The organism is Lyngbya confervoides BDU141951 (assembly GCF_000817775.3).
Taxonomy (GTDB): domain Bacteria; phylum Cyanobacteriota; class Cyanobacteriia; order Thermosynechococcales; family Thermosynechococcaceae; genus Lyngbya; species Lyngbya confervoides.
The window spans coordinates 17,037-43,552 of record NZ_JTHE03000051.1; the positions used below are offsets into that span (position 1 = coordinate 17,037).

Sequence of the window (26,516 nt, forward strand, 5' to 3'; positions counted from 1 at the left end):
CGACATTGTTTGATCAGAAGTTTTTTAAAGAAAAAAGTTCTTCTGGATCTATTGCTTTAGGGCGATTTTGTGATATTTTCTTTCCAAACACAATTCAATAATTTCAATGTTGTGACGGGGCTTAGATGGTCCTTTTGGATCTCAGTCTCTCACCCCTACTCGACTCAGGAGAGGTTATGTCGGATAGATCTGTGCCAAGAAAGCTTCGAAACCGCAAGCGCTCTAAGCGCCGCGCTATTTTCTGTCCGACCCACGGAACCTATCTAGACAGCGTTAGTCAGAAGCATTCCCTTTACACCGATAAGGCCGCGCACCTTCGGGAACGGGGCGTGGGCAAACGCGCCGCCATGCTGTTGGTGGCCAATTCCCAAACGGTGCTGCTGCAGGGGGAATGGCTGGAGCAGTTCTGGTGCGATCGCTGCCAAGAAGCCTGCTGGTACCACGTGCGCAAGGTGGACAAGGAATATTTTCTGCGCCCGGCCCCCCGCTCCCTTTGGGAGCAGGCTACTGGCGTTATCCACCCCGAGGGCAATCCATCGGTGGGAGAATTTACCCGCCGCCAGTCCCGCGCCCAGGGCAAAACCCAGCGACGAGATTTTGCCGCTGTGCTTGGGCGCTAGGGAAGGAAGTCTTCTCGCTATAAGCCTTCTCGCTATAGGCCTCCTCGCTATCAGGGGAGGCCTATGAGGCGGTGCCCGGCGATGGAGCAATCTGAGGTGATTCCCCTTATTGCCTGTGAAATTAAGTCCTCGATTGACAAGGCTGGGATGTATCGCTTTGGTCGGAAGGTGGATTTTTATGCCAAGCGGAACGGGAAATGAGTCGAAAAATTGTGATCTGTTTGGGTGAGATAAATTGAAGAAGTAGTGACGCGAGTCGATCGATGGGGTCAGTGAGATGACTATTTCTGCGGATCGCCAAATTATTTATCCGGATAGTGATGGACAGCCGATGGCGGATAACACGAAGCAGTTTCGCTGGATTGTGCTGTTGAAGGAAAATTTGGAGTGTTTGTTTGCGGCTGACCCCCAGGTATTTGTGGCGGGGGATTTGCTGTGGTATCCGGTGGAAGGCCATCCCGAGATTCGGGTCGCGCCGGATGCGATGGTGGTGTTGGGTCGGCCAAAGGGAGATAGAGGTTCCTATCGGCAGTGGGAGGAAAGCGATATTGCGCCACAGGTGGTCTTTGAGGTGTTGTCGCCGGGTAATCGTTTGACGGAAATGGCGAAAAAGCTGCAATTTTATGACCGTTATGGGGTTGAGGAATACTATCTCTACGATCCCGATCGGAATGATCTGAGTGGATTTCAACGCTTGGAAGGAAAACTGACGGTTTTGGATGATATGACGGATTGGGTGAGTCCGCGATTAGGAATTCGGTTTGTGCTGATGCCAGATGATTTGCTGATTTACTATCCGGATGGCCAGCGATTTCTGACGACGGTTGAGCTGACGCAACAGATGCTACAAGAAAAGCAGCGGGCTGAGCAGGAAAAACAGCGGGCTGAGCAGGAAAAACAGCGGGCTGAGCAGGAAGCGGCGCGAGCTGATCGCTTGGCGGCGCAGTTGCGGGCGTTGGGGGTTGACCCAGATGGGGTTTAGGGGTGGGCTAGGATGAGGAAAGTCGATCAATTGAGGTGAGGGCCATGACGATTTCTACTGATCGCCCAATTGTATACCCCGACAGTGATGGTCAGCCGATGGCAGATAATACGCTGCAGTTTGAATGGATTGTCCTGCTGAAAGAAAATTTGGAGTGTTTGTTTGCGGCTGAGCCGGATGTTTTTGTGGCGGGGGATTTGTTGTGGTATCCGGTGGAAGGGCATCCAGAGATCCGGGTCGCGCCGGATGTGATGGTGGTGTTTGGTCGTCCGAAGGGGTATCGAGGCTCCTATCGGCAATGGCAGGAAAATCAGATTGTGCCGCAGGTGGTGTTTGAGGTGCTGTCGCCGGGGAATACGCTACGGGAGATGGCAAAGAAGCAACAGTTTTATGAATGCTATGGGGTGGAGGAATATTACCTTTATGACCCCGATCGCAATGATTGGCATGGGTTGCGCCGGGTGAAGGATCGGCTTGTGGGGATTGATGCGATTACGGATTGGGTGAGTCCGCGGTTGGGAGTGCGGTTTGTGCTGACGGATGAGACGTTGGCTGTGTACTACCCAGATGGGCGGCGGTTTTTAACCACGATTGAATTTTCGGCGCGGGCAGAGCAAGAGGCGGCGCGGGCAGAGCAAGAGGCGGCGCGGGCTGACCAGGTGGAATCGCAATTGGCGGCAGAAAGAGCGCGATCGTTGCGATTGTTAGAACAGCTACGATCGTTGGGGGTTGACCCGGATGCAGTTGAGGCAGAATGAGCGATGGTGTGGCTGAGGCTGAGGTTTTGTCGGATTGCGGCGATCGCATCACTCAATGCACCGGAGCGGTGGGTTGAGCCTTGGGCGATCGCGCTTCAGGGGGCGATCGTGGCGATGGATCGAGCAGCAGTTAGGGGTTGACCCAGATTTGAGTTCGGGGGCAGCGACAATTGATCAGAAAGTCCTCAGTGTTGCTTTTGCGTCGGGAGCAAACCGAGTTGGATTAAGTTGGGCTCTGGGAAGCTGAAGCGGATGGAGTGTTGTCGAGTGGGGCTAAGGTGGTAGACAGGGGCAGGCGATGGGGGTGAGTTAGAATGGGGGGAAGTCCAGTTTGAGGATAGGCTGATGACGGCGCCGATGGTTCCTAGTACTGTGGTTTCACCGGATCTGTTGGCAGTGCTGGAGCAATTGTCGCCGGAGTTGCAGCAGCTGGTGTTTGATTTTGCGGAGTTTTTGGTGCAGCGGCAGGATCAGGTCGTCGAAGTGCAATTGGTTAAGGCGGTAAAGCCGAAGCGGATTCGCGATTTGGATCGGGGTGCTGTTGTCTGGATGAGTGATGATTTTGATGACCCTTTGCCGGATGAGTTCTGGTTGGGTGAAAATGATCCTTTGATGATGACGCCTGAGCCGACTCAGTCGATTGTGCCGGTGTCGGACTAGGCATGCGGCTACTGCTTGATACACATGCGTTGATTTGGTGGATCAGTTCATCTGAGCAGTTGCCCCAGCAGGTGTTGGATTTGCTAGAGGATTCGGACAATCCCTTGTTCCTGAGTGTTGCGAGTATTTGGGAGATACAGATTAAGTGTCAGAATGGCAAGCTGGAATTGGGTAAGCCTTTAGCCCAGTTAATCAGTAACCAGCAGGCAAATAATGGTCTGGCAATTTTGTTGATTGAGCCAGCGCATGTCTATGCGCTGCAGGGTTTGCCGGATGTTCATCGTGACCCATTTGATCGGATCATGATTGCTCAGGCGATTATGGAAAATTTGGCGTTTGTGAGTGCTGATCGGGTTTTGAGTGGATATCCCGTTCGACAAGTGTGGTGACGATCGGGGATTAAAAGCATGATCGAATCAATGAGTGAAGCAGCCCAGCGAGAGCCGATGAAGCGCTGCTAAAAGCTGAACGATGGGCGGAATGGTTGCGATGTTGGAGATTGACCCAGATGCAATTGAGGCAGAATGAGCGATGGTGTGGCTGAGGCTGAGGTTTTGTCGGATTGCGGCGATCGCATCACTCAATGCACCGGAGCGGTGGGTTGAGCCTTGGGCGATCGCGCTTCAGGGGGCGATCGTGGCGATGGATCGAGCAGCAGTTAGGGGTTGACCCAGATTTGAGTTCGGGGGCAGCGACAATTGATCAGAAAGTCCTCAGTGTTGCTTTTGCGTCGGGAGCAAACCGAGTTGGATTAAGTTGGGCTCTGGGAAGCTGAAGCGGATGGAGTGTTGTCGTTGTTGGTCTGACAATACTTGAACCCTTTGGCGGTGTGGCGATGGCCGCAGGCTGGTCGAAGAGCATCGCGGGGGGCAGCCGCTGAAGCGCGATCGCCTGGGGGGAGAAGTATATCCCCTGTGGCATTCTGGACGAAGATACGGGCCAGTTACACATTAACTGCGGCATTTTAAGGAACACGGGTTATGAAAACAGCATTGATCTGCGGCATCTCTGGACAGGACGGCGCCTATTTGGCCAGACTGTTGCTGGAGAAGGGCTATCAGGTTTGGGGCACCTCTCGTGATGCCCAAATGGCCAGCTTTTCTCGGCTGGACCTGCTGGGGATTCGATCGCAGGTGAAGCTGGTGTCGATGGCGATGAATGATTTTCGGTCAGTGTTGCAGGTGCTGAGTGCGGCGAGTCCGGATGAGGTGTACAACCTGGCGGGGCAAAGTTCGGTGGGGCTGTCCTTTGATCAGCCGGTGGAGACCCTGGAGAGCATTGCCTCGGGGACGCTGAACCTTTTGGAGGCAATGCGCTTTTTGGGCCTGCCGATGAGATTTTACAATGCAGGGTCTGGTGAATGCTTTGGAAACAGTGGCGAAGAGGGCGCAGACGAGAATACGCCCTTTCGGCCCCGGAGCCCCTATGCTGTGGCCAAGGCGACTGCCTTTTGGGAGGTGGCCAACTATCGGGAGGCCTATGGGCTGTTTGCTTGCTCGGGCATTTTGTTTAACCATGAGTCGCCGCTGCGGCCGCAGCGGTTTGTGACCCAAAAGATTGTGGCGGCGGCTCAGCGAATTGCGGCGGGGAATCAAGAGATGCTGCGGCTGGGGAATATAGCGGTGAAGCGAGACTGGGGTTGGGCGCCGGAGTATGTGGAAGCGATGTATTTAATGCTGCAGCAGGACAAGCCGGAGGATTATGTGATCGCTACGGGGGAATCTCATTCCTTAGAAACCTTTGTGGACATGGTGTTTGCGGAGGTGGGGCTGGATTGGCAGGAGTATGTGGTGGTGGATGAGAGCCTGTATCGGCCTTCGGAGATTGCGGAGGGAAAGGGACGTCCCTATAAGGCGATGGCGAAGTTGGGATGGCGGGCTCAGTTGGGTCTCAACGAAGTGGTGCAGGGAATGTTAGCAGGCTGAGTTATCCGTAGGATAGACGGACTGAAGTTGAACCAGACTAAGGTCACTCAGAGGTTCTAGGAGATTTTGCGATGCATGCCACTGGTCAGACCATGATTCCGATCTTGGAAAGTGGCGATCGCCTGACTATCAGCCGCTCAAACGGGATGAAATGGGGGGCAGGGGGGCGTATGCAGGGGCTAAAGAGACTACTCAATTGGTGGTGCTGATTGGCACCGCATCTTGCTATTACGTCTCAGTCAACCCGTGCAAGGGTTGCGACCAGCACTCCTGTCTGAAAACACCTTTGATGTGATGAATTCGCCTCAGGATAGGGGTCAATACACAGGAGGCGCCCGAGGAGTTTTGGGCGCTGAAGGAGGTGTCCTTTGAGATTAAGCAGGGCGATCGCGTTGGGATTATTTTTAAGATGCTCTATTTCAAGGTTAATCGTTCTCTCAAACTCTGCCTAAGCTAATGAACCATTCTGATTCACCTCATGCAAATCGGAAGTTAGATTCTTATAAAAGAGTCGTCTATACCCCTGAAAGCCGTATTCGTCATCCACTGCAAATGATGCGGGAGATGGGGCGTGATTTGCTGGCCTCGCGGGAACTGGCCTGGCGGTTGCTGGTGCGCGACATCAGCGCCCAATATCGGCAATCTTTACTGGGGGTTTTCTGGGCCTTTGTGCCACCGGTTGTGACAGCCGTAGGGCTAGTGTTTGCCCGGAATACGGGGGTGGTGAATCTGGGTGAGACGGAGTTGCCCTATCCGGCCTATGTGATGTTTAGCATGGCGCTGTGGCAAACCTTTGTGGAGGCGCTGAATGGGCCGATCGCAGCGGTGAATGCGGCCAAGCCGATGCTGGCGAAGATTAATTTTCCCCGAGAGGCACTGCTACTGGCGAAGCTGGGGGAGGTGGCGTTTAACTTTGGTATTAAGTTGATTTTGATTGTGGGCTTGTTTATCTGGTTTCAGATGCCGGTCACCTGGGCGGTGCTGCTGGCGCCGGTGGCGCTGGTGCACCTGGTAATGTTCGGTACTGGCATCGGCTTGCTGTTGTCGCCACTGGGGGCATTGTATGGGGATGTGCAAAAGGTGCTGCCGATGATTGTGGCCCCTTGGCTACTGGTGACGCCGGTGATCTACGAGGCACCTAAGGGCGGTTTGTTTGGTAGGCTGGTGCGGCTAAATCCGGTGACGCCGTTGCTGGTAACGACACGAGAACTGGCGACAACGGGGGTGTTGACGGAAGCGAGCGGCTTTTGGTGGGCGAGCGGGCTGGCATTGGGGCTGTTACTGTTGGGCTGGATGCTGTATCGACTGGCAATGCCGTTTATCGTGGAGCGGATGAGCTCGTAAGGGGTTAGCGGGCTAAAAATAGGGAGCTGGGAGGACTTCTGGCAACCTATTCTGGGGCGAAGTCTTCTAGCTATAATGGCAGGACATGAAGCGGTGCCTAGCGATGGAGCAATCAGAGGTAATCACCCTTATTCAGCAAGAACTCCCCAGGCTAATCGCCCAAGAGCCCCTGGTGAGGGACTTTATCCTACGAACGGTTTCCGACTATTACGCCAGCAAGTCGGAAACGGAAAGCAAATTTGATCGGATTCTAGCGGAACTACAGCGGGATCGGGAGGAACAAGCCCGTAAGTGGGATGAGCAGAACCGTAAGTGGGATGAGCAGAACCGTAAGTGGGATGAGCAGAACCGTAAGTGGGATGAGCAGCTGGCTGAAATTCGTCGCCTTGATAAGCGTTTTGATAGCACCATTGGGGCCTTGGGCTCCCGTTGGGGTCTAGCTTCCGAAGCCAGCTTTCGTAATGCTTTGGCAGGGATTCTAACAGAGTCCTTTGGGGTGGAGGTACTGAATCTGACGCTCTATGACAATGATGGGGAAGTGTTTGGCCGTCCTGATCAGGTGGAGCTTGACCTGATCATCAAAAATGGCATAACCATTGCCTGTGAAATCAAGTCATCTATGGACAAGGCGGGGATGTATAGCTTTGGTCGTAAGGTAGATTTTTATGCTAAGCATGAACAACGGCAGATTAGTCGAAAAATCGTGATCTCTCCGATGGTCGATAGCCGTGCTTTACCCGTGGCAAAGGCTCTCGGCATTGAAGTCTATAGCTATGCTGATGCGGTGGAGGGACTTTGACCTAAGTGCATCCTGTCTTTTGAGATATGATTCAGCTGGCTTTCCTTGGGTTGGAGGGCGAAGAATCTTATAACGAGTCTGGGTTGCCTCGCTGATGCTGGGAGCGATTATCGTGGATACATCGGCAAGACGCGATGCTTTCGGAAATTGCACTCTAAGTTAAAACCCCTCATCGCAACCTTTTAACTTTATATCGTAACCTTCAAACCTTCTAACGTCTTATGACCCAAACTTCTCTAAACTCTACCCTGCATGCCTCATCGGACGATCGCGAAGTGTTGGTCAGGGTGGAGAATGTCTCGAAGAAGTTTTGTCGTAGCCTGAAGAAGTCGCTATGGTATGGGGTGCAAGATATTGCAGCGGAAGTCACCGGGCAGAAGACGGACCATGCGTTGCGGCCGGATGAGTTTTGGGCGGTGAAGGATGTCAGCTTTGAGTTGCGGCGGGGCGAGTGTTTGGGCCTGATTGGCCGCAATGGGGCGGGCAAGAGTACGCTGCTGCGGATGTTGAATGGGTTGATTAAGCCGGACCGGGGGCGAATTGAGCTGAATGGTCGGGTCGGTGGCTTGATTGCGTTGGGGGCGGGGTTTAACCCGACACTTACAGGCCGGGAAAATGTGTATGTGAATGGCTCTGTTTTGGGACTGAGTAAGGCAGAGATTGACGCCAAGTTTGAAGAAATTGTTGAATTTTCCGAACTAGAGGAATTTATTGATGCACCAGTTCAGTCTTACAGCTCTGGGATGAATGTAAGACTGGGATTTTCGGTAGCTGCAGTTTTACTGAAACCAGATATTTTGTTACTTGATGAAGTCCTTGCAGTAGGAGATATTAATTTTCAAATTAAGTGCGGTCGCCGTATTCGAGAGCTGGCTCCTCATTCTGCTGTAATTTTTGTTTCACACAGCATGTATAACGTTTCCTGGTTCTGTTCTCGTGTAATGGTATTAAGCAATGGAGAAATTCTTCAGGACGCGACTAATCCAGCCGATGGTATTACCAAGTATCTCTCAATAACAGAAATCAAACAGGAAACTTCGGGTACTGGCGAAGCTACTATTAGTAACTTTCAGCTAATGCAAGATTCTGGATTGCCAGTCCCGGAAAATGCGAGATTTAGTCATGGCGATAAACTATCCGTCGAGTTTGAGATTCATGTTAAAACGCCTCAAAGCGATGTAAAAATATTTCTGGTTATATTGGATGAATCGAATAATGGTGTTGTTTATTTGCCAGTTAAGGATGGGCTGGGAGATGATATTGTCTTTTCCAAGGGAGTGTTTAGGCTTAGTATTCCACTGGGTACTTTGGATTTGAATGCTGGGAGGTATAGTTTTTTGGCTGCTATTGTTGATGCAAACACTAGTGGGTCAACAAACTATGGTTCAACAATCTTGCGACAACAAGGAATTCATCCTTTTCAAGTTGCTGGAGAATGTTATAGTAGCGCAAAGATTGTCAGACCTGTGGTGGCGATAGTTAAGTGAAAGAATGAGAAAATTTGTCTTCGTTTCATCTTGCAGAGCAATAAACTGGACAGTGGTAAGTTCTCGACTCATCAATCAGTTTACTGGAGGGCACCTCGAATAATTCAAGCTTATTGAGAATGACCAACGGAAAGTTAGGTGTCCTATTAACTCTAATTTGTCAACAAGGCTATTTTTCGAGGTGCCCTGGAGTTTCAGCAACTGGGGTACACTAATGTGCTTAGTACTTAAATATTTTCACACCAAAGTTTTCAAGGATTTTGCCAGCTTGATCATGGAGAACTTCACCACTGTCCAGCAATGAGTTATGTCATTTACTTTGAGAAAAGCTGTTTTCTGAAAAATATTTTGATTAGCTTTATCCTTAGGCATAGACATGTAAAAACTTATGGAGTCTTTATCCTCAACCTAAGGCATCGCTATTGTAAAGATTGCTCTTGGGGCAAAGTATATAGAATGTCTAAAAGTGTTTCTCCCTATTTGGTTCACGCCTTTTTGAATTTGTCAAATTTGTTAAGATGCGATTACCCTGAATCTCTTGGGGTACATTCCCCGCCGCTCTGCGGCGAAATCTTAAAACCTTGTGCTGTGGGTTTCTATCCCACCAGCAAGTCCGTTTCGATACCCCGTCCGCTTGCGGCGGGGTTGTTCATTCGGGTATCAACTTAAGGCGGGACAGCTTAATCCACAAGGATTTTAGCTTCTGTCTGCCAGAGTTAGCGTTACAGCCATTTTTACTTGGCAAGACCCAGATCAAACTGTCCCGCTTTACGCTGCATCCCCTTGAATCAACAAGCAAACCTATTGGCGAACTCTTGGCTCGGAAGATAACCGGATTGAGTCTCTCTCGAAAGACTAAGTTGGCCAACCAATTTCCTGTGTCGACTCAATTAATGGCCTTCATTATCAATGCTTTATACTCTTGCATTGTCTTGACTTTAGAAATCCGTATGAAAAAACAATTTGATACCCTAGGCTTTAAAGGAAAAACGTTGCTAGTAACTGGCGGAACTGGTTCTTTCGGTAATGCGGTTGTGCGTCGGTTTATGCACTCAGATATCCGGGAGATACGTATATTTAGCCGTGATGAAAAGAAACAGGATGATATGCGGCACGAATTACGTAGTTCAAAGCTCAAGTTCTATATCGGTGATGTGCGAGACTTTAACAGCATCAATAGTGCTATGCGTGGCGTGGATTATGTGTTTAGTGCGGCAGCCCTAAAACAAGTACCTTCGTGCGAGTTTTATCCGCTAGAAGCCGTCTATACCAATGTTCTAGGCACAGAAAATACACTGAATGCCGCGATTAACAATGGGGTCAAAAAAGTCATTGTACTAAGTACTGACAAGGCTGTTCATCCTATTAATGCAATGGGAATGTCTAAGGCACTCATGGAAAAAGTCGCAGTGGCCAAGTCACGAAATCTTGCACCCGAAGAAACGACTATTTGCGTGACGCGCTATGGCAATGTAATGGCATCAAGGGGGTCGGTTATAACACTTTTTACCAATCAAATCAAAGGCGGTAAGCCAATCACAGTGACTGACCCCGACATGACACGCTTCATGATGTCTCTAGAAGATGCGGTGGAGCTAGTTCTATTCGCGTTTACTAAGGGGCAGGGCGGCGACACTTTTGTACAAAAGGCACCTGCTGCTACAATTGGTCAGCTTGCCCGAGTGTTGAGGTTTATCTTCGACTCGGATACCGAAATTAATGTCATTGGTACGCGCCACGGAGAGAAAAAACACGAAACTCTTTTGAATCTCGAAGAGATGGTCAATTCAGAAGACTTAGGTGATTATTACCGAATCCCTTCTGACACTAGAGATCTAAACTACGCTCTTTATTTTGAAAAAGGAGTTAAAAACTTATCCACTCTTGAGAGTTATACCTCTGAAAATACTGTGCGACTTACTGATGAAGACTTGAAGAAAATACTGCTTAATCTTGAATATATTCAGAAAGAGCTTGGTTTAGAAAAAGCGGTTTAACTTATGCCTGTTATTCTCATTACTGGTTCCAAAGGTTTTATTGGCCAAAATTTAAATATTGCACTCCGGCGTTGTTCCGATGTCAAGGTTTTGACTTTCGACTCCAACAATACACTTGATGAACTCGATGAGTTTACAGAAAGTGCCGATCTGGTTTTCCACTTGGCTGGCGTAAATCGCCCTAATGATGACGCTGACTTCATTGAAGGAAATGTTAAACTTACGCAGCGATTGTGTGAGAGCCTGTCCAATAAGGGAAAACCTACGCCACTTGTTCTTAGTTCCTCAACACAAGCTCAGCTAGACAATCCCTATGGTCGCAGTAAATACCAGGCTGAAAGGATAGTACAGAATTACAACCGCGATACAGGATCACCAGTCTATATTTACCGATTACCAAACGTCTTTGGCAAGTGGAGCCGCCCTAATTATAACAGTGTTGTGGCCACTTTTTGTCACAACATTACTCATGATTTGCCTGTTACAATTAGTAACCCTGCCAATATTATTCACTTTGTTTATGTTGGCGATATTATTAATTCTTTCCTCGAAATTGTAGAACGCGATCGACATGAAAGCAATCGAGCTTTTTGCGAAGTTGAGAAGATACACAGTATTAGTCTTGGTAATCTCCATGACTTAATCATGGGGTTTGAAAATAGCCGATTCCAAGGAATAGTGCCGGATTTCAGCGACTTATTGACAAAGTACCTGTACTCTGTGTATGTCTCTCACCGCAATGCTAATAATTGCGCATATCCAGTCGAGCTCAAAACTGATAATCGTGGCTGGCTGTTTGAGCTAATTAAATCTCCGCAATCTGGTCAGATTTTTGTCTCATCGACGCGACCTGGTGTTACCCGTGGTAATCATTATCACGACTCGAAGGTTGAAAAGTTTTGCGTGATTAAAGGTGACGCGATAGTGCGGTTGCGTTCTTTGCTTGGTGGCGATGTTGTTGAATACCCTGTTAATGGGACAGCAATTCAGATTATTGATATTCCGCCTGGCTATACGCACTCGATAGAAAACATTGGTAACACGGAGCTACTTACCTTGTTTTGGGCTAATGAGATTTTTGATCCCTTATGCCCTGATACATGGTCTGAAAACGTACTTCCTTAACTTTTCCGGTCAGGGTTCCTAAGTTCTAGATTCTATTTATGATTGATAAAATCAAAGTAATGACTGTTGTTGGTACACGACCGGAGATCATTCGATTATCAAGAGTCATCCCAGTGCTTGACGAAGTCACTAACCATACGCTTGTCCACACTGGGCAAAACTATGACTGGGAGTTAAACGGTATTTTTTTCGAAGATCTGGGTGTAAAACCGCCAAAGCATTATCTTGAAGCCGCTGGCAAGAATGCTGCTGAAACAATTGGAAATGTGATCATTCGAACTGATGCAGTACTCGAAGCCGAACAACCAGATGCGGTGTTAATTCTTGGGGATACCAACAGCTGTCTGGCTGCCATTCCTGCCAAACGGCGCAAAATACCCATCTTTCATATGGAGGCAGGCAACCGGTGTTTTGATATGCGGGTCCCCGAGGAAGTTAACCGCCGGATTGTTGATCATACTAGTGATATTAATCTGTGCTATAGCGAGCATGCTCGTCGCAATCTTTTGGCAGAGGGCCTGCCAACCGATCTGGTCATGAAAACCGGTTCGCCTATGAAAGAAATTATCGACTATCATAGTGCCACTATTGCTGCATCTGATGTACACCAACGGCTTGATCTGACACCGGCTGCTTATTTCACGGTTAGCATCCATCGTGAGGAAAACGTTGATAATCCTGCTCACCTGGATGCGATTGTAATTGCAATCAACGCACTCGCTGAACAATATAATTTTCCAGTAGTTTTCTCAGTGCATCCACGCACGCGTAAACGCCTCGCCCAGAGAGAAACATCTCTCCATAAACTTGTACGGGCACTACCACCTCTTGGTTTCTTTGACTATATGGCACTCCAAAAGAGCGCTTTTTGTACGATCTCCGATAGTGGGACGATTACTGAAGAGTCCTCTATTCTGGGTTTCCCTGCCATTACAGTGCGTGAGGCACACGAACGCCCAGAGGGTATGGATGAAGGTGCTATCGTCATGACTGGCCTTCGTCCAGGGCGAATTATCGAAGCGGTAGAACTGACCCGGGCGCAATTTGCGCATGTGGGTCCATGCAGGCTTCCTTTAGACTACGACGTTTCCCAAGTCTCTTGGAAGGTGGCAAAAATTATTCTTAGCTACACCGATTACGTGAATCGCAGAGTATGGAATCGACATGCTTTGCCCGCTTCATCACAATTATGATACGAATGATGAGGAGATTCAGGGACTTAATCAATCCTACGACTGAGCGAGATGCGAGTCAGGGGTGGCGGATTTATCATATGGTGCAGCCCTATTTCTTCGCGCACCATCATTTTCACTGCCGAAAAGTTAAGACACTCAGGGCTGAGGGTATGTCGGCTTGGGTGCTAGCGTTTGTCCCGGAAGCCCTTTATATAGAGCATCAGGAGCGTTACCAGGAGGTTGTGTCAGCTGGGTTAACAAAAATTGTGCGTGTGCCTAGTGAGTCTAAATTAAATAGAAGGGTACTCCTATTTTTCTTGAATGAAGCATTTTTCACTAAAGGAGTTCTGGTTCATGTCTTGAGAACTGACCCCAGTCCAGTTATAAGGTTGAAACAATGGCCTATTGTGGGTAAGAAGATACGTTATGTTCTTGAATACGAGGGGGATATGCCATCTGAGTGCGTGTATCAATCTGCCTATGTTGAAAGTCCAAGACCACCAGTTGAACCACCTTTGGAGTTAAGGCCAGTCTACGACAATCTTCTCCATTCTCAGCAGAATCATGTGCGACAAGCTGATGGTGTTGTTCTAATGTCGCAGGAACATGTAGAGCTATGGGAAAGTCGCCTAAAAAATCAACTAAAGGCTTGCTTACTGCCTACACTTGCTGATCCCAAACGCATTTATTTTGACGAGCATAAAAGAAGTGAAATACGCACCCAGTTGGGGCTCTCTGATCGCATTGTCCTTGTATACGCAGGAAATGTCATATGCAAATGGCAACGTTTGGATGCGATGTGCCGATTCATCGCTCGACTTGCTGAACAAATTCCTAATGTATGGTTTCTCGCGCTTGTTCGCCTGGATGATTTACAACTAGCGAAAGCAGCCATATCTCGGCATGGCTTAGAGCAACGCTCGACGATAAAACACGTTACGGCAGATGTTGTAGCAGATTATCTTTCATCTGCCGATTTGGCAATATTTCTACGTCACATTCACCCCATGAATCTAGTAGTGACTTCTGGTAAGTTGGGCGAGTATCTGGCTGCTGGATTGCCAGTTATAACCACCGGGGCAAATGCAGCAATCATCAACAAATTTATCCGAGAAAGTCAGGCAGGTCTTTTTATAGACGATTCGCTGCCGATTAACGAGTCGATTATTGCTGAGTTAGATGCATTACTGGACCGTAGTCAAAAACCTGGTTGGCGAGTCGAATTGAGCCTGAAAACAGCAGAGTGTTTTGGTGGTGAAAATGATCCTTTCCGTACTTATGCGCCTTTCATACGAAAGATTGCAGAACAAGGATGATTTTTGGAGAATGTGTTGCCAGTCTAAATTCACCTTTTTCACCCATGGGCACCTCGAAAAATAGCCTTGTTGACAAATTAGAGTTAATAGGACACCTAACTTTCCGTTGGTCATTCTCAATAAGCTTGAATTATTCGAGGTGCCCCCATGCTGATCGCCAAACTGAACGGTTCATGTAATGAATAATCTAAACTCTGTTGTTATTGCAGGAGATTTCTGCTTATCTGGCGAAGAAATTGAAAAGCGGCTCCTCAAAACTTCTTTAGATCCCTGGTCAGAGCTACGTCGTGCTTTTGGCGATAAAACGCCTATTATTGCCAACCTTGAATGTCCGTTTACTGATCAAGCCAATGGTCGTCCTTATAAGTGGGCAAATCTAAAAGCTTCTCCTCACCTACACTGGACGCTTGATGGTTTGGCAATGGCAGTCCTTGGCAATAACCATATTTCTGACTTTGGTGATCGAGGAGCAAGGGATACTCAAACCTTACTTGCAAGTAAGGATATTGAGTCTGTTGGCTATGGAGACTCTATCGCTGATGCGATGTGTCCGGCATTTCTGTCCCTTGGAGATAAGCGATTGGGAGTTGTCTCTCTCTGCTGCCCTACTACCAATGGCGAAAATTTAGCTACTCATCTAATGGCAGGGGTTGTCCCCCTTGGGATGCAGACTCTCAAACAGTCCATTAAAACTGCTAAACTTCAGTGCGATGCGGTCTTAGTTTATCTTCATTGGGGGCCTGAATGGGTGCATGACCCTGCACCTGACCAACTCCGTCTGGCACGGTATGCGATCGACTGTGGGGCAGATGCCGTATTAGGCTGTCACTCCCACACCATCCAAAGTTATGAACAGTATCGAGGACGGTGGATTTTCTATGGTCTGGGGAATTACTTGTTTCGGGCTGGATCGGCCCAACAGGTTCTTGATGATGGCCGCATTATTGCTGTTCCATTGAAACTTGATCCACCAAATCGTGAATCTTTGGTTGTGCAGTTTGCAATTACCGCCGATAGCGGACAGGGTTGCTTGAGCCTAAAACAGATCCAACCGATGCGATTTAATGACGATTGGATTCCACACCCAATTTCAGTCAAAGATCTGACCTTTGATCTTGCTGCCTGTAATGCTCGCTTGCGTCGTTACACAGAAACTAATATTGAGGCACTCCGCAATACTAGCGAGCCAGTATTTCGCACCCAGCTTCGCAACGGTGTTCTTGCTTACTGGTATAGCAATGAATCTATCATTTCACCACCAAAGCAGCTCCCGCGTAATCCGATTAAAAGAGTGGCGCGAAAGGTAAGCGGTTTCCCAAAAAGAGCAAAATCCAAGCTTAGTCGCACCTGGTTGACGACTAAAATTAAGACGAAGTGGCTAAATGATAAGCGCCACTTGCCACTAACGCAAGCGCACTACGAACTCTACGACATCATTCATCGTCTGTATTGGGACAAACTACATGATTTTCCAGATTTAATTAACTGCCGCGACTTCAACGATAAAATTCAATGGTTGAAATTGTTTGATCAAAGCCCCGAAATTGTTCGGTGCTCTGACAAAATTCTCGTGCGCGACTATATCCGTGAGCGCGTCGGAGAAGAACACCTAGTTAAACTTTATCAAGTTCATGATCGTTTTTCGCAGATTGATTTTGATGCATTACCGCAGTCGTTTGTCATTAAGACAAATCATGACAGTGGCTCAGTAATTTTAGTTCGCAACAAATCAAGCTTCGATTATCATTCAGCTAAATCAAGAATAGATTCAGCACTTCAGCGGCCCTATGGTTGGACAAATGGTGAATGGGCCTATAATTATGTAAAGCCAAAAGTTTTTGTCGAAGAATTTATTGAGCCAGAAAGTTTAACTCCACCGCCAGACTACAAGTTTTACTGCATTGACGGTATTGTTCGATTCGTCCACTACATCTATGATAGAGGCTTTGATACCAAGGAGCAGACCCTTGATCCAGAAGGCAATGACCTAGCAACAGAGCTATATCCCAGCTTCAAATTGGGAACGGGTTTTAGGAAGCCTGCTGTATGGAATCAAATGATTTCCGTTGCTGAGCGGTTAGGCACTGGTTTCAAATGCGTGCGAGTAGATTTATTTTGCTCTGGTGACCGTATCTACGCTGGAGAAATGACCTTCTGGCCCATGGCGGGTTGTTATAAAGGTGAAGGACAGAAAAAGTTGGGTAAATTTCTTGACTTCGATCGTACTACTTTCAAGCCTCTACTACTCCCTGAACTGGAGAAAACACAAAGTCGCTTTAATCTTTATCCTGCAGTTCAAATGATTTGAGATTATAATATGACGCTTCTGCAAGTCGTCATGTTTCTAAGGCCAGAAGTCAGAATGATCGCCCAGATACTTCCTCAAATAAGTTTCATTAGTGAATATTCTAATTACCGGTGTAGCCGGTTTCATTGGCTTTCATCTCAGCCAAAAGCTACTGCACCTTGGCCATACAGTTGTCTGCATAGGCAACCTCAACGATTACTACGACGTCACCCTGAAACACGATCGCCTTTCGCAACTGCAAGATTATCCCAACTTTGAGTTTCATCCGTTTGACCTCAGTGATTGATCGGCTACATCCGACTTATGCGCTCAGTTCAACTACGGCGATATGCGGCGCGACTTTACCTACATTGACGATATTGTCGAAGCCATCATCCAGCTTTTGCCCCGTGCACCGCAATCGAACGCCGAAGGCAGTACAGCCTGCAGTTCACCCTCGGTTCCCTGGCTCTATAATCTCGGCAATAATCAGCCGGTCCGATTACTCGATTTCATCGAGATCTTAGAAAAACATCTAGGGGTGCCAGCCAAGAAAGAATTTCTACCGATTCAACCGGGAGATGTGCCGGAGACCTATGCCGATATCGAAAATCTGGAGGCAGATACCGGATATCGGCCCACGACTGCGATCGAAGTTGGACTTTAGTATTTTGTCGATTGGTATCGTTCTTACTACAACGCTTAAATTAAGTAATATATTGGCGGAAAATTATTATGGTTGGTACTGCTACCGAAGCAAAGCATACTCAGAAGTTGCATCAGTGCGTTTATGCCTTAACCAGCAGCGGAAATGACATTTTTGCTGATATGACGCAAGTCTCAATGCTTTCGCTGCGTTTAAGCAATCCAAACATGAAAATTATACTTAGTTGCGATTCTGCCTCAAAAGCGGCGCTCGATCGCTGTAAGAATCCAGTTTTAGAAGTCTGTGATACTGTCATTGATATCTCAACACCAGAAAGTCCAGCTAGTTTCCGGAATCGCTATATCAAAACCTCTCTGCGTCAGCACCTATCCGGACCTTTCCTCTACCTTGATGCTGATACCATAATTCGAGGCGATCTTAGTGAAGTCTTTCAGACAACAGCATCCTTTGCTGCTGCACCTAATCACAGCGGAAGTGGAGATCCTGCAGAAATGCCAGGTAACGAGAAAGAGAAGTTTATATCGTTGGGATGGCAGCTGCCTGATAAGCACTATGTCAATGGCGGCGTACTGTTTTTTGCAGAACGACCAGAGGTTTACGACTTTTGTAACCTCTGGCATCAGAAATGGTTAGCCTGCAGCGAAAAAACCGGTAAACACTACGATCAGCCTTCGTTGAATAGTGCAATTCATGACAGTAGAATAAATTTTACCTGGCTGAAGCATCGCTTCAACGCCCAGGTTCATGCTAGACCTCACACAGCTTGGGGAGCTGCCATATGGCATATATATTTATCTGAACCTCACGCATCTCCAGAAACAGAGTTTGGCGAGGCTCTTATCAAATTACGACAAGAGCAATCGATTACAGCCGCTGAGGTCGCTAACCTTTGTCAACAATCTCATCCTTGGACAGTTAAAAATCCTATAGACGTATTGGCAGTTCAGTCTCTAAAACACCAGTCTACCGTCCTAAATGGAGATCGATGGGAGCGTTTATGGCTGGCTAATCAATATGGAAAAGGTGTTCGGCAATTACTCAATCAATATGGGAGAGCGGTTCGAAAATTACTTCCCTTGCGAGCCTGGGCTCGTCAGGCTAAACATTTATTAAAGAGTTCATTCACGGCTTAAATTTAAATATGTTTTCTGCTGATATCCTAATCAATGAGTCCGATTTTGACCTGCATTGGCAGATGACCAACTGCGAGCGCTTTGCTTTGCAGGATCTGCTTCGACGCCTGCAACCTTCACTCTCCATCGAAGTTGGCACCTATCAAGGAGGCTCGTTGCAGGTTTTATCTCGATTCTCTGAGAAAGTGATTTCGATTGATCTCAATCCTGACGTAGCACACAAGCTCAAGGGAAAATTCGCCAACGTTGAGTACCGCTCCGGTAACTCCACAAATCTTCTGCCTGAGCTTGTGCAACAGATGAATGAGCAAGCATCTGAACTTGAATTCATACTCATCGATGGCGATCATTCAACAATCGGTGTGCGTCGGGATATCGAGGCGCTTTTAAAACTTGAGCCTAAGCGGCGGATTGTCATCGTTCTGCACGATAGCTTTAACCCCGACTGTCGCGAAGGCATGAAAACAGCAGATTGGCATAGCTCACCCTATGTGCAATGGGTAGAACTTGACTTCATTCCTGGAGTTTACCATTACGAAGCCTATGACACTGCTGCTCCGCGCACCATGTGGGGAGGGTTTGCCTGTGCGGTTTTAGACCCGACTCCACGTCAGCAGCCATTGACTATACAAGAATCACAACGAGGTTTGTTTGAAGCGGTTTTCGCTGACTCGGCCCATGTGTGCCAACATCATAAACCTTCATTGACCAGGCGAGTTACTAGACGCGTTCGCCGGCTTCTAAAATGATTTCCTTGCAAAAAGCATCCTTAGACTATCTTCGCTCTCTGGCTCACCCCATTGCCTTTTCCCATTATGGTGCTAAACACGACATTGGTGGCGTTACCACTTGGCTAGAGCGTTTCGTCATTCGACTCCATAAAGACAGCATTCCCATCGTCGTCTACCTGCAGCACTTTGGCGCCGATCCAGAAGACTCCTGGCTGTTTCAATCCTTGAGTCAAGCCGGTGTACCCGTCGAGATAGAACCCAGAGCACGCTACTTAGAAGATGATGTCTCAGGTGTACTTCGCTTTCTCAATCGCCATCAACCCCAAGCCTTTTTCCCTCAGTGCCTTGCGTCTATGCACTACGGTGCAAAACAAGCAGCTAAGTCTGGTTTACCCTGGGCCATGACCATCCACTCCGACGATCCGGTCTATTGGGCGATCGCTGAAGCCACCCCTCCAGGAAGTAATATCGGTGTGATGGTTGGCGTTTCAGACTTTATCTGCCAAAAAGCTGTTGATCAGCGACTTACCCAGTCCCCCCAATCCATTCCCTATGGAGTGCCAATTCCCCCACATCAAGCCTCCTTTTCTGATACTCCCTTTCGGGTAGCCTTTAGCGGTCGGGTAGTTGAAGAACAAAAACGGATTTCCCTAGTTCTAGCCGCCATGGCCCAAGCCTGTCGTCAAGATTCCCGCATTCAGTGCTGGATACTGGGTCAGGGTGCTGCGCTGACCGCTGCTCAAAATTGGGTTGAGCAGCAGGGACTGTGCGATCAAATCCAATTTCTCGGTCGTTTATCCCCTGGCGATGTCCAAAATCACCTAGCTCAGTGCCAGGCGCTGTTACTCATGTCCGACTATGAGGGACTCCCCGTTGCCCTGCTAGAAGCCATGGCTATTGGTGTGGTCCCCATTGCAAGAGCCATTCCTAGCGGCATCCCAGAGCTAGTGCATGATAGGGAAACGGGTTTCTTGGTTGACCACACACCCGAGAGTGCAGCGGCAGCTATCGTCCATCTTGCCAACCATCCTGACCTCTGGTTAAAGTGCTCTGGGGCAGCAAGGGCCTTAGTGGTCGATCAATATAGCGAAGACGTCTGCTACCAACGCTGGCTCAATATCATTGCTGAACTCTGTCATCGATCCACGGTCACCTACCCCATTCCAATCCCACGGAAAATGGTATTACCCTCAATATATCCAGACTTATTAGAAGGCGATCGGCGTAGGCCCCCCCTGCTCAAGCGCCTTCTTATTCGAAGTAAGCATCACGCTAGGCCTCAGTTAAGCCGCGTTAAACGGTTTATTCTGGCTCTTCAAGCAGCTCTGAAGCACCCATGATAAGCGACAATGTCGCCAGTGCCTCTTTAGTCTGACAAGCTGGAAGTTCTAAGTTTTGACGTAAAAAAGCTTGTTCTCGAAGTTTATCGCATTTCTTATCAATCTAAACTATGGTGAAAATGACCTTTACAGGCATCATTGGATTGGGCACGTAGGGCTAGCGATCGCATTGAAAACTAAGGAATAACTGAGGCAAGCATGAAAATAGCTTTTGTAACTTTGATGGCTGGCTATTCATGGGGTGGAAGCGAGTATCTGTGGTCTGCAACAGCGGAAAGAGCCTTGATTGAAGACCACGAAGTTCTTCTTTCCATATATGATTGGTCAACCAATCATCCTGCCATTACACGAATGCAGGCGCAGGGGGCAGAACTCCATGTCCGAACTCGGTTTCCTAGACCATCACCTTTAGCTATAAGAATTAAACAGAAAATAGAGCGAGCTTTTCCTTACTTGCAGTTTAATCAACCTTCACCCTTCCATGCTGTTTATGATTGGCAACCGGATATAATCTGTATCAGTCAGGGTGGCTCCTACGATATCTCATGTTTCATTGACTTGTTAAATTTTTTGCTAACCACCTCAGTCCCGTTCTGGATTATTTGTCAATTCAATTTTGAGGTTTCTGCGCCAAGCCGAGGAACAGAGCCTCTCATAAAAGCAGTATTTTCGAAAGCAAAGGGTGTCGCGTTTGTATCTCGCCATAATCTGAACCTGGCAGAGCGCCATCTATACCAAACCTTGCCAAATGCTATTGTTGTCCAGAACCCTACTAATTTAAGTGATCGGACGAAGGTGGAGTGGCCCATTCAGCCAAAAGTCAGCTTTGCCTGTGTTGCTCGTTTGGAAGCACCGATTAAAGGACAGGATGCCTTATTCGAAGTTCTAAGTTCACAAATCTGGAGGGAACGAGACTGGGAATGCAATCTTTATGGCGCTGGACCTGATCGTGATTACTTAGAGAACCTTGCTCACCACTATGATGTTCGCGATCGGATTCACTTTAAAGGCCATATCAATGATATTCGCCTCCTTTGGGCAGAGAATCATCTCTTAGTTATGCCTTCTAGAGCAGAGGGTACCCCTTTGTCTCTTGTAGAGGCTATGTTATGCGGTCGCCCTGCCGTCGTTACTGATGTGGGTGGCAATGCGGAATGGATTACAGAAGGACGCACCGGATTTATCGCGGAGTCTGCATCACCGAAGTCGTTAAATGCTGCCTTGGAAAGAGCTTGGCTAGCTCAGGATAACTGGAAGCAGATGGGTGATACTGCTCATGAAGACGCGATCGCTAAAATTGATCCTTCTCCAGGTTCTACATTACTAAAACTTATTGGACAACTCTAACCAAACCATAAACTTCATAGGAAATAAAGGCTATCTAGGTACAACTGTAGAGCTTCTCGGAGACAATAGATTGTCAGCAGTTTATCTCAGACATCGCAGATTCTAGGCCGATTTTACTCAGTTTCTTAAAAAAACAGTTATCTTTTAGGTTCAATCTGTGACAAGGCTATGACAACTATATCTAAGTTAGAATTCACAATAGCAGTCTGCACCCATAATCCAAAACCTTCTTTGTTAGTGCGCTTGCTGTCCGCTATTCAGTCTCTTTCAGATGCCACTAAGTCAATTGAAATTATTCTGGTTGATAACAACTCGTCTACTTCTGTGAAAGAGCTTTCCTGTGTTCATCACTTCCTGGAAGTAATCCCCTTTGCCCGCTATGTAGTGGAACCTAGGCAAGGGTTGACTGCTGCTCGTTGTCGTGCTATCCACGAAACTACTGCGCCCATTGTCGTTTTCTTTGACGATGATAATGAGCCCGCTCCCAACTACCTGCAGGTCTTGCAGCGATATTTCAGAGATTACCCTAATGTAGGAGTTTGGGGTCCTGGTCAAATTACTGTCGAATACGTTGATCCTGTTGAACCCTGGTTTGAGCAGCATCCTGAAAAGTTTCAACAACGCCAACTCGACTTTGGTTATAGCTGTGTTCCCGCAACATGGGGATCCTACAGCCCCAATGGTACAGGGTTCGCTGTCCGACGGGAAATTCTTCAACGGTATGCATCTGCCATTGAGCAGGGCAAACTTCAGGCTACTGATCGCAAAGGTACAAGTCTTGCTAGTGCTGGTGATGTGCAAATTGTCTGGGAAGGCATCAAGTTAGGTTTCGCAGCAGGCATGATCCCTGAGCTGAAGTGTAATCATTTAATTCCTGCAGAAAAAGCGAACCTGAGCTATCTCCAACGTCTATATTTTGGCACGGCATCCAGTTATGCCCCCGCTTTAGTAGAGTCTTTCTCATCCCATGTGGATCAATTGGGTTTGCCTCCTACACCAGTCCAAATTTATAAGCTACTTGCTAAATTCTGGATCAAGATGCTTCTACGCCCTCACCAACGACCTGAAATCCAACTGAAGTTTGCAAGTGATTTAGGTGGATGGTACGGTCACGCCCGTGCGCTACAATCGCCCCATGCCCTTCAGCTTTTTTCTCTGGCTGAAAGACTACAACTCGTTTAGGTTTTCCAGACTGGAATTGTGAGGTGTGCCGTAACCATGCAGACTCAGTAGATCACAAACTTCCGTGTTTTAGCGAGAGAATGAGGGTTTCAGCCTCTCCATTTATCCGTCAGAGGGAGATCACAAGCAAGCAATATCTAGATATACTCACTGAGCGATTCCCATAAGCTAGTATCCAAGAAGATTTGAATGAGTGGAGCCTTCTCACTGAAATGGCTGACTGATGGGACTTCTAGAAAACTTTGTGATCTACTGAGCCTAACCAAGGCAGTTTTTTGTCGTCACCAATAGGAGGCGATCCGCCTAGATTGAATGGATACAGAGCGATTATCCTCGTTTCAATTCATCCTGATTTTCGCCCATGTCTATGGGTTAGAGGTTATCCTTTAACCATGAGAACACCCAACAGCCAGGCCATTGCAAAACAAGAACGCCGACAAAAGGGTTGGCTCGTTGCCCAGACAGCCGCCAAATTGCTGCTGGAAACCTATCCGGTTGAGAAAGTCAGTCTGTTTGGCTCTTTGCTAAACCCTCATAGTCTTCGTCGTCATTCCGATATCGACCTAGCAGTGTGGGGTCTGCCGGATAGCCAGTACTACCAAGCTGTCAACGATTTATCCAGCTTGAGTTCGGACTTTTTATTTGACTTGGTTCAATTTGAATCGGCTCAGCCCAGCTTGCAACAGACCATTGTGCAGCAGGGATTGCCCATGACAGCGGAAACCACCCTGCCCCTTAAGCCAGACCAAGTCCCTCGACGGTGTTACCCAGATTCAGCCATGAATGATCAGGCCATCCTATTGGGGCAAATTGAGCAAGAGCTGGAGGAACTCAAGACCTTAGTCCAGAAAACCCAGTCTCTTCTGAATAAACTGAGAGCCACACAGGACGAAGACTATATCGGCACAGTTGCCCTCAACCTGCATAGTTTTTACTGTGGCGTAGAGCGCATCCTAAAGCAAATTGCCCAAACCATCGATCGCTCTGTTCCCGATACAGCGGATTGGCACCGGCAACTGCTGCGACAAATGGCGGCCCCCGTCCGGCCCGTCCGACCTGCCGTTTTGAGATCAGAAACGCTGGCCATGCTGAATGATTATTGTTCCTTCCGCCATGTAGTCCGAAATATCTATAGCTTTAATCTCAACCTAGATCGAGTGGATCAGTTAGCAGCAGCATTGCCGACCTGTCTAACCGTCTTGCAAGCAGACCTAGAGCATTTCATCAGCACCCTTGAGCCACCCGCAGAACAATGATAGCGATGGCACTTTATCCGTTATCCCCCTCCTTCTATTCATCCACAAATTCCCTCAACTAAAGCCACTCCTACTGTCTATGTCTTGTTCCTCCCCAGTCGTTTTTCTGATCTTCCGGCGTCCGGATCTAACGGCTCGTGTGTTTGAAGCGATTCGACAGGCCCAGCCTGCTAAGCTACTGGTAGTGGCCGATGGCCCCCGCAATGACGCTGAAACTGAATTGTGCCAACAAGCCCGAGCCATCACCAAGCAAATCGATTGGGATTGCGAAGTCTTACGAAACTATTCTGATGTGAACCTAGGCTGCCGCAAGCGGGTGAGCAGTGGCCTCGACTGGGCGTTTGAGCAGGTAGAAGAGGCGATCGTTCTGGAAGATGACTGCTTGCCTCACCCAAGCTTTTTCAGCTATTGTGAAACGCTTTTAAAGCGTTATCGCAACGATAAACGAATATGGTGCATCAGCGGTGATAATTTTCAACATGGGAAAGGTCGGGGAAAGGCAAGTTACTATTTTTCCAATTACAACCATTGTTGGGGATGGGCCAGTTGGCGACGAGCATGGCAACAATATGATCATAACTTAACTCACTGGCCAGAGTTTCGTGACGGTCAATATTTGCAGGAAATATTGGATAGTGCAGAAGAGGTTGATTATTGGCATCAAATATTTGAGAGGCTGCATTATTTTGGAGAACCAAATACTTGGGACTATGCCTGGACTTTAACCTGTTGGCTCAATCGCGGGTTAACAGTTTTGCCGAATGTTAATCTTGTCTCTAATATCGGATTTCGGGAGGATGGCACCCATGTTTTAAGCGATTCCCCTTGGGCCGAAATGTCAACCTGCGATATTGGGGAGTTAAAGCATCCATCGTTTATTGCCCGCGATCGCGCTGCAGATATGTACACATTTGATCACCATTTTGGTGGACTAGCTAAAAGGAAAGCAAAACGCATTGATGTAAAGCTCAAAAACAAAATTTCCAGAATTATAAATTCTAATAATATCAATAGAGCTTTCTAGAGTTTTATAAATTCAGAACTCAGATATTTAAATATTGTCTATCTTAAAGTTATTTTTATGCCTGATCTTAAGACAAAAAATACTTCCACAGATGAAGTCATTAATTATTGGTTAGGAAAGCTCCGTTCAGGAGAATGCTTATTGAGTGAAACATCTCCGACATCTGAAGACACTCTTTTTATAGAAGACTTATGGAGACTCATGGATCAAGTCTGGGATGAAATGGGCTGCGATAATTTAGACTTAAATAATGACAAAATATCTTCTTATTATCAGCACCCTGTTTGGCTTCTAAATGGATACTTTATAGAAAATCACGATCTTTCCTTACAGCATCGGAATGCTATTTCTGACTGGATTGTGAAGAATAATCTTCTATCTGTCATAGATTTTGGTGGCGGTTTTGGTACTTTGGGACGACTAATCACAGAAAAATCAGATGAAACAATTGTTGATATCTACGAACCATTTCCTAGTCAAGAATCTCTATATCGGTGTCAAAATCACTCTAGAATTAAGTTTGTTTGTCAACTGAATAACCAGTATGATTGTCTGGTGTGTACAGATGTCCTTGAGCATGTCCCAGATCCTTTGTCTCTCTTGGCACAGATGGTTTCATCAGTCAATATTAATGGATATTTGCTCATTGCAAATCATTTTTATCCATGCATAAAATGTCACTTGCCAAGCACATTTCATTTTCGCTATAGCTTTGATCAATTTGCTGAAGTTTTTGGCTTACAGTCCATCGGTATATGTCTCAATAGTCATGCGACGATCTATCAAAAAACAGTAAATCAGACTCCTGACTGGAAACTTATTCGACGCATGGAAAGAATTTCTCAACAACTATTCTTCTTCAGGGAATTCAATCGGTATTATTTGTTGCCCTGGAAAAACCGTATTAAAAACTTTATCACTCATCCTATTACTACTGTTCAAAAGGCAAGAGCAAAGTTTATCAATTTTTGAGGCTATATCGTATTTTTTATCGGCATACTTTGATTACTTTTCATGGCAGTTGTTAGCCCCCAGTTAGCAATAAGACTTAACAAAAGAAAATCCTTTGGAAATTTGTAACTCAACACTGCATAGTACGATCGCTATTCCCTGGCCTGTCTATTGCAGCACTGCGGCTTTACCCAAATTCAGCAGCGCACCGCCGATGAAAGCTACATTGCGGACTGGTCTAGTTTTAACCTGGACACCGAACCCGACGGCTCCATCTATAAACCCGACTCATTCTATATTGAAGCCGTTCGACCCGATTAGACCGCTCAACCATGAAAACAGACAAACTGTTCTACCTTTAACGGATCTGAGCCCTAATTTGGCCTTGCTACGGCTGTTAGTCGTACCTG

The 26,516-nt window shown here is 47.3% G+C and carries 28 protein-coding genes; all 28 read left to right on the forward strand.

What is annotated here, in order from left to right; translation table 11 throughout:
• Positions 1 to 176: 176 nt before the first annotated feature.
• The 28 genes from QQ91_RS09165 (at position 177) to QQ91_RS09295 (ending at position 26,427) form a co-directional block, all read left to right on the forward strand.
• Positions 177 to 620 (forward strand): hypothetical protein, encoded by a 444-nt coding sequence (locus QQ91_RS09165; protein ID WP_201277393.1) that lies wholly within the window; start codon positions 177 to 179, stop codon positions 618 to 620.
• A gap of 63 nt (positions 621 to 683) precedes the next feature.
• Positions 684 to 821, forward strand: a complete 138-nt coding sequence (locus tag QQ91_RS09170; RefSeq protein ID WP_250833310.1) for a hypothetical protein — start codon at positions 684 to 686, stop codon at positions 819 to 821.
• A 76-nt stretch (positions 822 to 897) separates the two neighbouring features.
• On the forward strand, positions 898 to 1,602 hold the full coding sequence (locus tag QQ91_RS09175; RefSeq protein ID WP_166281757.1) for a Uma2 family endonuclease: 705 nt from the start codon (positions 898 to 900) through the stop codon (positions 1,600 to 1,602).
• A 44-nt stretch (positions 1,603 to 1,646) separates the two neighbouring features.
• Entirely contained in the window at positions 1,647 to 2,360 is a 714-nt protein-coding gene (locus QQ91_RS09180; RefSeq protein WP_166281759.1) for a Uma2 family endonuclease, read from the forward strand.
• A 3-nt stretch (positions 2,361 to 2,363) separates the two neighbouring features.
• On the forward strand, positions 2,364 to 2,501 hold the full coding sequence (locus tag QQ91_RS09185; protein WP_166281761.1) for a hypothetical protein: 138 nt from the start codon (positions 2,364 to 2,366) through the stop codon (positions 2,499 to 2,501).
• Between the two features lie 204 nt (positions 2,502 to 2,705).
• Positions 2,706 to 3,020: a DUF2281 domain-containing protein gene (locus QQ91_RS09190; RefSeq protein WP_166281763.1), complete on the forward strand. Its 315-nt coding sequence runs from the start codon at positions 2,706 to 2,708 to the stop codon at positions 3,018 to 3,020.
• A gap of 2 nt (positions 3,021 to 3,022) precedes the next feature.
• Positions 3,023 to 3,409: a type II toxin-antitoxin system VapC family toxin gene (locus QQ91_RS09195; RefSeq protein WP_166281765.1), complete on the forward strand. Its 387-nt coding sequence runs from the start codon at positions 3,023 to 3,025 to the stop codon at positions 3,407 to 3,409.
• Between the two features lie 142 nt (positions 3,410 to 3,551).
• Entirely contained in the window at positions 3,552 to 3,689 is a 138-nt protein-coding gene (locus tag QQ91_RS09200) for a hypothetical protein (protein WP_166281761.1), read from the forward strand.
• Between the two features lie 311 nt (positions 3,690 to 4,000).
• Positions 4,001 to 4,945: a GDP-mannose 4,6-dehydratase gene (locus QQ91_RS09205; RefSeq protein ID WP_166281767.1), complete on the forward strand. Its 945-nt coding sequence runs from the start codon at positions 4,001 to 4,003 to the stop codon at positions 4,943 to 4,945.
• A 564-nt stretch (positions 4,946 to 5,509) separates the two neighbouring features.
• The gene (locus QQ91_RS09210; protein ID WP_166281769.1) at positions 5,510 to 6,289 is read left to right on the forward strand and encodes an ABC transporter permease; all 780 of its coding nucleotides are present in this window, start codon (positions 5,510 to 5,512) and stop codon (positions 6,287 to 6,289) included.
• Positions 6,290 to 6,374: 85 nt separating this feature from the next.
• Complete coding sequence (locus QQ91_RS09215) at positions 6,375 to 7,088, forward strand: PD-(D/E)XK nuclease family protein (protein WP_201277396.1); 714 nt, start codon at positions 6,375 to 6,377, stop codon at positions 7,086 to 7,088.
• Positions 7,089 to 7,309: 221 nt separating this feature from the next.
• The gene (locus QQ91_RS09220; RefSeq protein ID WP_166281771.1) at positions 7,310 to 8,575 is read left to right on the forward strand and encodes an ABC transporter ATP-binding protein; all 1,266 of its coding nucleotides are present in this window, start codon (positions 7,310 to 7,312) and stop codon (positions 8,573 to 8,575) included.
• An 860-nt stretch (positions 8,576 to 9,435) separates the two neighbouring features.
• A complete protein-coding gene (locus QQ91_RS09225; protein ID WP_284707166.1) occupies positions 9,436 to 10,572 on the forward strand; it encodes a polysaccharide biosynthesis protein in 1,137 nt (378 codons plus the stop codon).
• 3 nt (positions 10,573 to 10,575) lie between these two features.
• Positions 10,576 to 11,697 (forward strand): polysaccharide biosynthesis C-terminal domain-containing protein, encoded by a 1,122-nt coding sequence (locus QQ91_RS09230; protein WP_166281773.1) that lies wholly within the window; start codon positions 10,576 to 10,578, stop codon positions 11,695 to 11,697.
• Between the two features lie 38 nt (positions 11,698 to 11,735).
• A complete protein-coding gene (gene wecB / locus QQ91_RS09235; RefSeq protein ID WP_201277397.1) occupies positions 11,736 to 12,890 on the forward strand; it encodes a non-hydrolyzing UDP-N-acetylglucosamine 2-epimerase in 1,155 nt (384 codons plus the stop codon).
• A gap of 152 nt (positions 12,891 to 13,042) precedes the next feature.
• Positions 13,043 to 14,188 carry a glycosyltransferase gene (locus QQ91_RS09240; RefSeq protein ID WP_166281775.1) on the forward strand — a complete coding sequence of 382 codons (1,146 nt, stop codon included), beginning with the start codon at positions 13,043 to 13,045 and terminating at the stop codon, positions 14,186 to 14,188.
• 178 nt (positions 14,189 to 14,366) lie between these two features.
• Positions 14,367 to 16,496, forward strand: coding sequence for a CapA family protein (locus QQ91_RS09245; RefSeq protein ID WP_166281777.1), 2,130 nt, complete (start codon positions 14,367 to 14,369; stop codon positions 16,494 to 16,496).
• Between the two features lie 91 nt (positions 16,497 to 16,587).
• A complete protein-coding gene (locus tag QQ91_RS21720) occupies positions 16,588 to 16,782 on the forward strand; it encodes a GDP-mannose 4,6-dehydratase (RefSeq protein WP_349306863.1) in 195 nt (64 codons plus the stop codon).
• Between the two features lie 42 nt (positions 16,783 to 16,824).
• A complete protein-coding gene (locus QQ91_RS21725; protein WP_236096135.1) occupies positions 16,825 to 17,142 on the forward strand; it encodes a Rossmann-fold NAD(P)-binding domain-containing protein in 318 nt (105 codons plus the stop codon).
• A gap of 68 nt (positions 17,143 to 17,210) precedes the next feature.
• A complete protein-coding gene (locus QQ91_RS09255) occupies positions 17,211 to 18,275 on the forward strand; it encodes a glycosyltransferase family protein (protein ID WP_166281779.1) in 1,065 nt (354 codons plus the stop codon).
• Positions 18,276 to 18,283: 8 nt separating this feature from the next.
• Entirely contained in the window at positions 18,284 to 19,024 is a 741-nt protein-coding gene (locus QQ91_RS09260) for a class I SAM-dependent methyltransferase (protein WP_166281781.1), read from the forward strand.
• Between the two features lie 5 nt (positions 19,025 to 19,029).
• A complete protein-coding gene (locus QQ91_RS09265; RefSeq protein WP_166281783.1) occupies positions 19,030 to 20,346 on the forward strand; it encodes a glycosyltransferase family 4 protein in 1,317 nt (438 codons plus the stop codon).
• A gap of 198 nt (positions 20,347 to 20,544) precedes the next feature.
• Complete coding sequence (locus QQ91_RS09270; protein ID WP_166281785.1) at positions 20,545 to 21,693, forward strand: glycosyltransferase family 4 protein; 1,149 nt, start codon at positions 20,545 to 20,547, stop codon at positions 21,691 to 21,693.
• A 168-nt stretch (positions 21,694 to 21,861) separates the two neighbouring features.
• Positions 21,862 to 22,875 carry a glycosyltransferase gene (locus QQ91_RS09275; protein WP_166281787.1) on the forward strand — a complete coding sequence of 338 codons (1,014 nt, stop codon included), beginning with the start codon at positions 21,862 to 21,864 and terminating at the stop codon, positions 22,873 to 22,875.
• Between the two features lie 392 nt (positions 22,876 to 23,267).
• The gene (locus tag QQ91_RS09280; RefSeq protein ID WP_166281789.1) at positions 23,268 to 24,131 is read left to right on the forward strand and encodes a nucleotidyltransferase domain-containing protein; all 864 of its coding nucleotides are present in this window, start codon (positions 23,268 to 23,270) and stop codon (positions 24,129 to 24,131) included.
• A 139-nt stretch (positions 24,132 to 24,270) separates the two neighbouring features.
• Complete coding sequence (locus QQ91_RS09285; RefSeq protein WP_250833312.1) at positions 24,271 to 25,155, forward strand: glycosyltransferase family 2 protein; 885 nt, start codon at positions 24,271 to 24,273, stop codon at positions 25,153 to 25,155.
• Positions 25,156 to 25,212: 57 nt separating this feature from the next.
• On the forward strand, positions 25,213 to 26,127 hold the full coding sequence (locus QQ91_RS09290) for a class I SAM-dependent methyltransferase (protein ID WP_236096136.1): 915 nt from the start codon (positions 25,213 to 25,215) through the stop codon (positions 26,125 to 26,127).
• Positions 26,128 to 26,277: 150 nt separating this feature from the next.
• On the forward strand, positions 26,278 to 26,427 hold the full coding sequence (locus tag QQ91_RS09295; protein ID WP_201277399.1) for a hypothetical protein: 150 nt from the start codon (positions 26,278 to 26,280) through the stop codon (positions 26,425 to 26,427).
• Positions 26,428 to 26,516 lie beyond the last annotated feature (89 nt).

Bases quoted from the DNA above. Each gene is read 5' to 3' on its own strand.
- QQ91_RS09165 (WP_201277393.1), top strand. From the start codon at position 177: ATGTCGGATAGATCTGTGCCAAGAAAGCTTCGAAACCGCAAGCGCTCT.
- QQ91_RS09170 (WP_250833310.1), top strand. From the start codon at position 684: ATGAGGCGGTGCCCGGCGATGGAGCAATCTGAGGTGATTCCCCTTATT.
- QQ91_RS09175 (WP_166281757.1), top strand. From the start codon at position 898: ATGACTATTTCTGCGGATCGCCAAATTATTTATCCGGATAGTGATGGA.
- QQ91_RS09180 (WP_166281759.1), top strand. From the start codon at position 1,647: ATGACGATTTCTACTGATCGCCCAATTGTATACCCCGACAGTGATGGT.
- QQ91_RS09185 (WP_166281761.1), top strand. From the start codon at position 2,364: ATGGTGTGGCTGAGGCTGAGGTTTTGTCGGATTGCGGCGATCGCATCA.
- QQ91_RS09190 (WP_166281763.1), top strand. From the start codon at position 2,706: ATGACGGCGCCGATGGTTCCTAGTACTGTGGTTTCACCGGATCTGTTG.
- QQ91_RS09195 (WP_166281765.1), top strand. From the start codon at position 3,023: ATGCGGCTACTGCTTGATACACATGCGTTGATTTGGTGGATCAGTTCA.
- QQ91_RS09200 (WP_166281761.1), top strand. From the start codon at position 3,552: ATGGTGTGGCTGAGGCTGAGGTTTTGTCGGATTGCGGCGATCGCATCA.
- QQ91_RS09205 (WP_166281767.1), top strand. From the start codon at position 4,001: ATGAAAACAGCATTGATCTGCGGCATCTCTGGACAGGACGGCGCCTAT.
- QQ91_RS09210 (WP_166281769.1), top strand. From the start codon at position 5,510: ATGGGGCGTGATTTGCTGGCCTCGCGGGAACTGGCCTGGCGGTTGCTG.
- QQ91_RS09215 (WP_201277396.1), top strand. From the start codon at position 6,375: ATGAAGCGGTGCCTAGCGATGGAGCAATCAGAGGTAATCACCCTTATT.
- QQ91_RS09220 (WP_166281771.1), top strand. From the start codon at position 7,310: ATGACCCAAACTTCTCTAAACTCTACCCTGCATGCCTCATCGGACGAT.
- QQ91_RS09230 (WP_166281773.1), top strand. From the start codon at position 10,576: ATGCCTGTTATTCTCATTACTGGTTCCAAAGGTTTTATTGGCCAAAAT.
- wecB (WP_201277397.1), top strand. From the start codon at position 11,736: ATGATTGATAAAATCAAAGTAATGACTGTTGTTGGTACACGACCGGAG.
- QQ91_RS09240 (WP_166281775.1), top strand. From the start codon at position 13,043: ATGTCGGCTTGGGTGCTAGCGTTTGTCCCGGAAGCCCTTTATATAGAG.
- QQ91_RS09245 (WP_166281777.1), top strand. From the start codon at position 14,367: ATGAATAATCTAAACTCTGTTGTTATTGCAGGAGATTTCTGCTTATCT.
- QQ91_RS21725 (WP_236096135.1), top strand. From the start codon at position 16,825: ATGCGGCGCGACTTTACCTACATTGACGATATTGTCGAAGCCATCATC.
- QQ91_RS09255 (WP_166281779.1), top strand. From the start codon at position 17,211: ATGGTTGGTACTGCTACCGAAGCAAAGCATACTCAGAAGTTGCATCAG.
- QQ91_RS09260 (WP_166281781.1), top strand. From the start codon at position 18,284: ATGTTTTCTGCTGATATCCTAATCAATGAGTCCGATTTTGACCTGCAT.
- QQ91_RS09270 (WP_166281785.1), top strand. From the start codon at position 20,545: ATGAAAATAGCTTTTGTAACTTTGATGGCTGGCTATTCATGGGGTGGA.
- QQ91_RS09275 (WP_166281787.1), top strand. From the start codon at position 21,862: ATGACAACTATATCTAAGTTAGAATTCACAATAGCAGTCTGCACCCAT.
- QQ91_RS09280 (WP_166281789.1), top strand. From the start codon at position 23,268: ATGAGAACACCCAACAGCCAGGCCATTGCAAAACAAGAACGCCGACAA.
- QQ91_RS09290 (WP_236096136.1), top strand. From the start codon at position 25,213: ATGCCTGATCTTAAGACAAAAAATACTTCCACAGATGAAGTCATTAAT.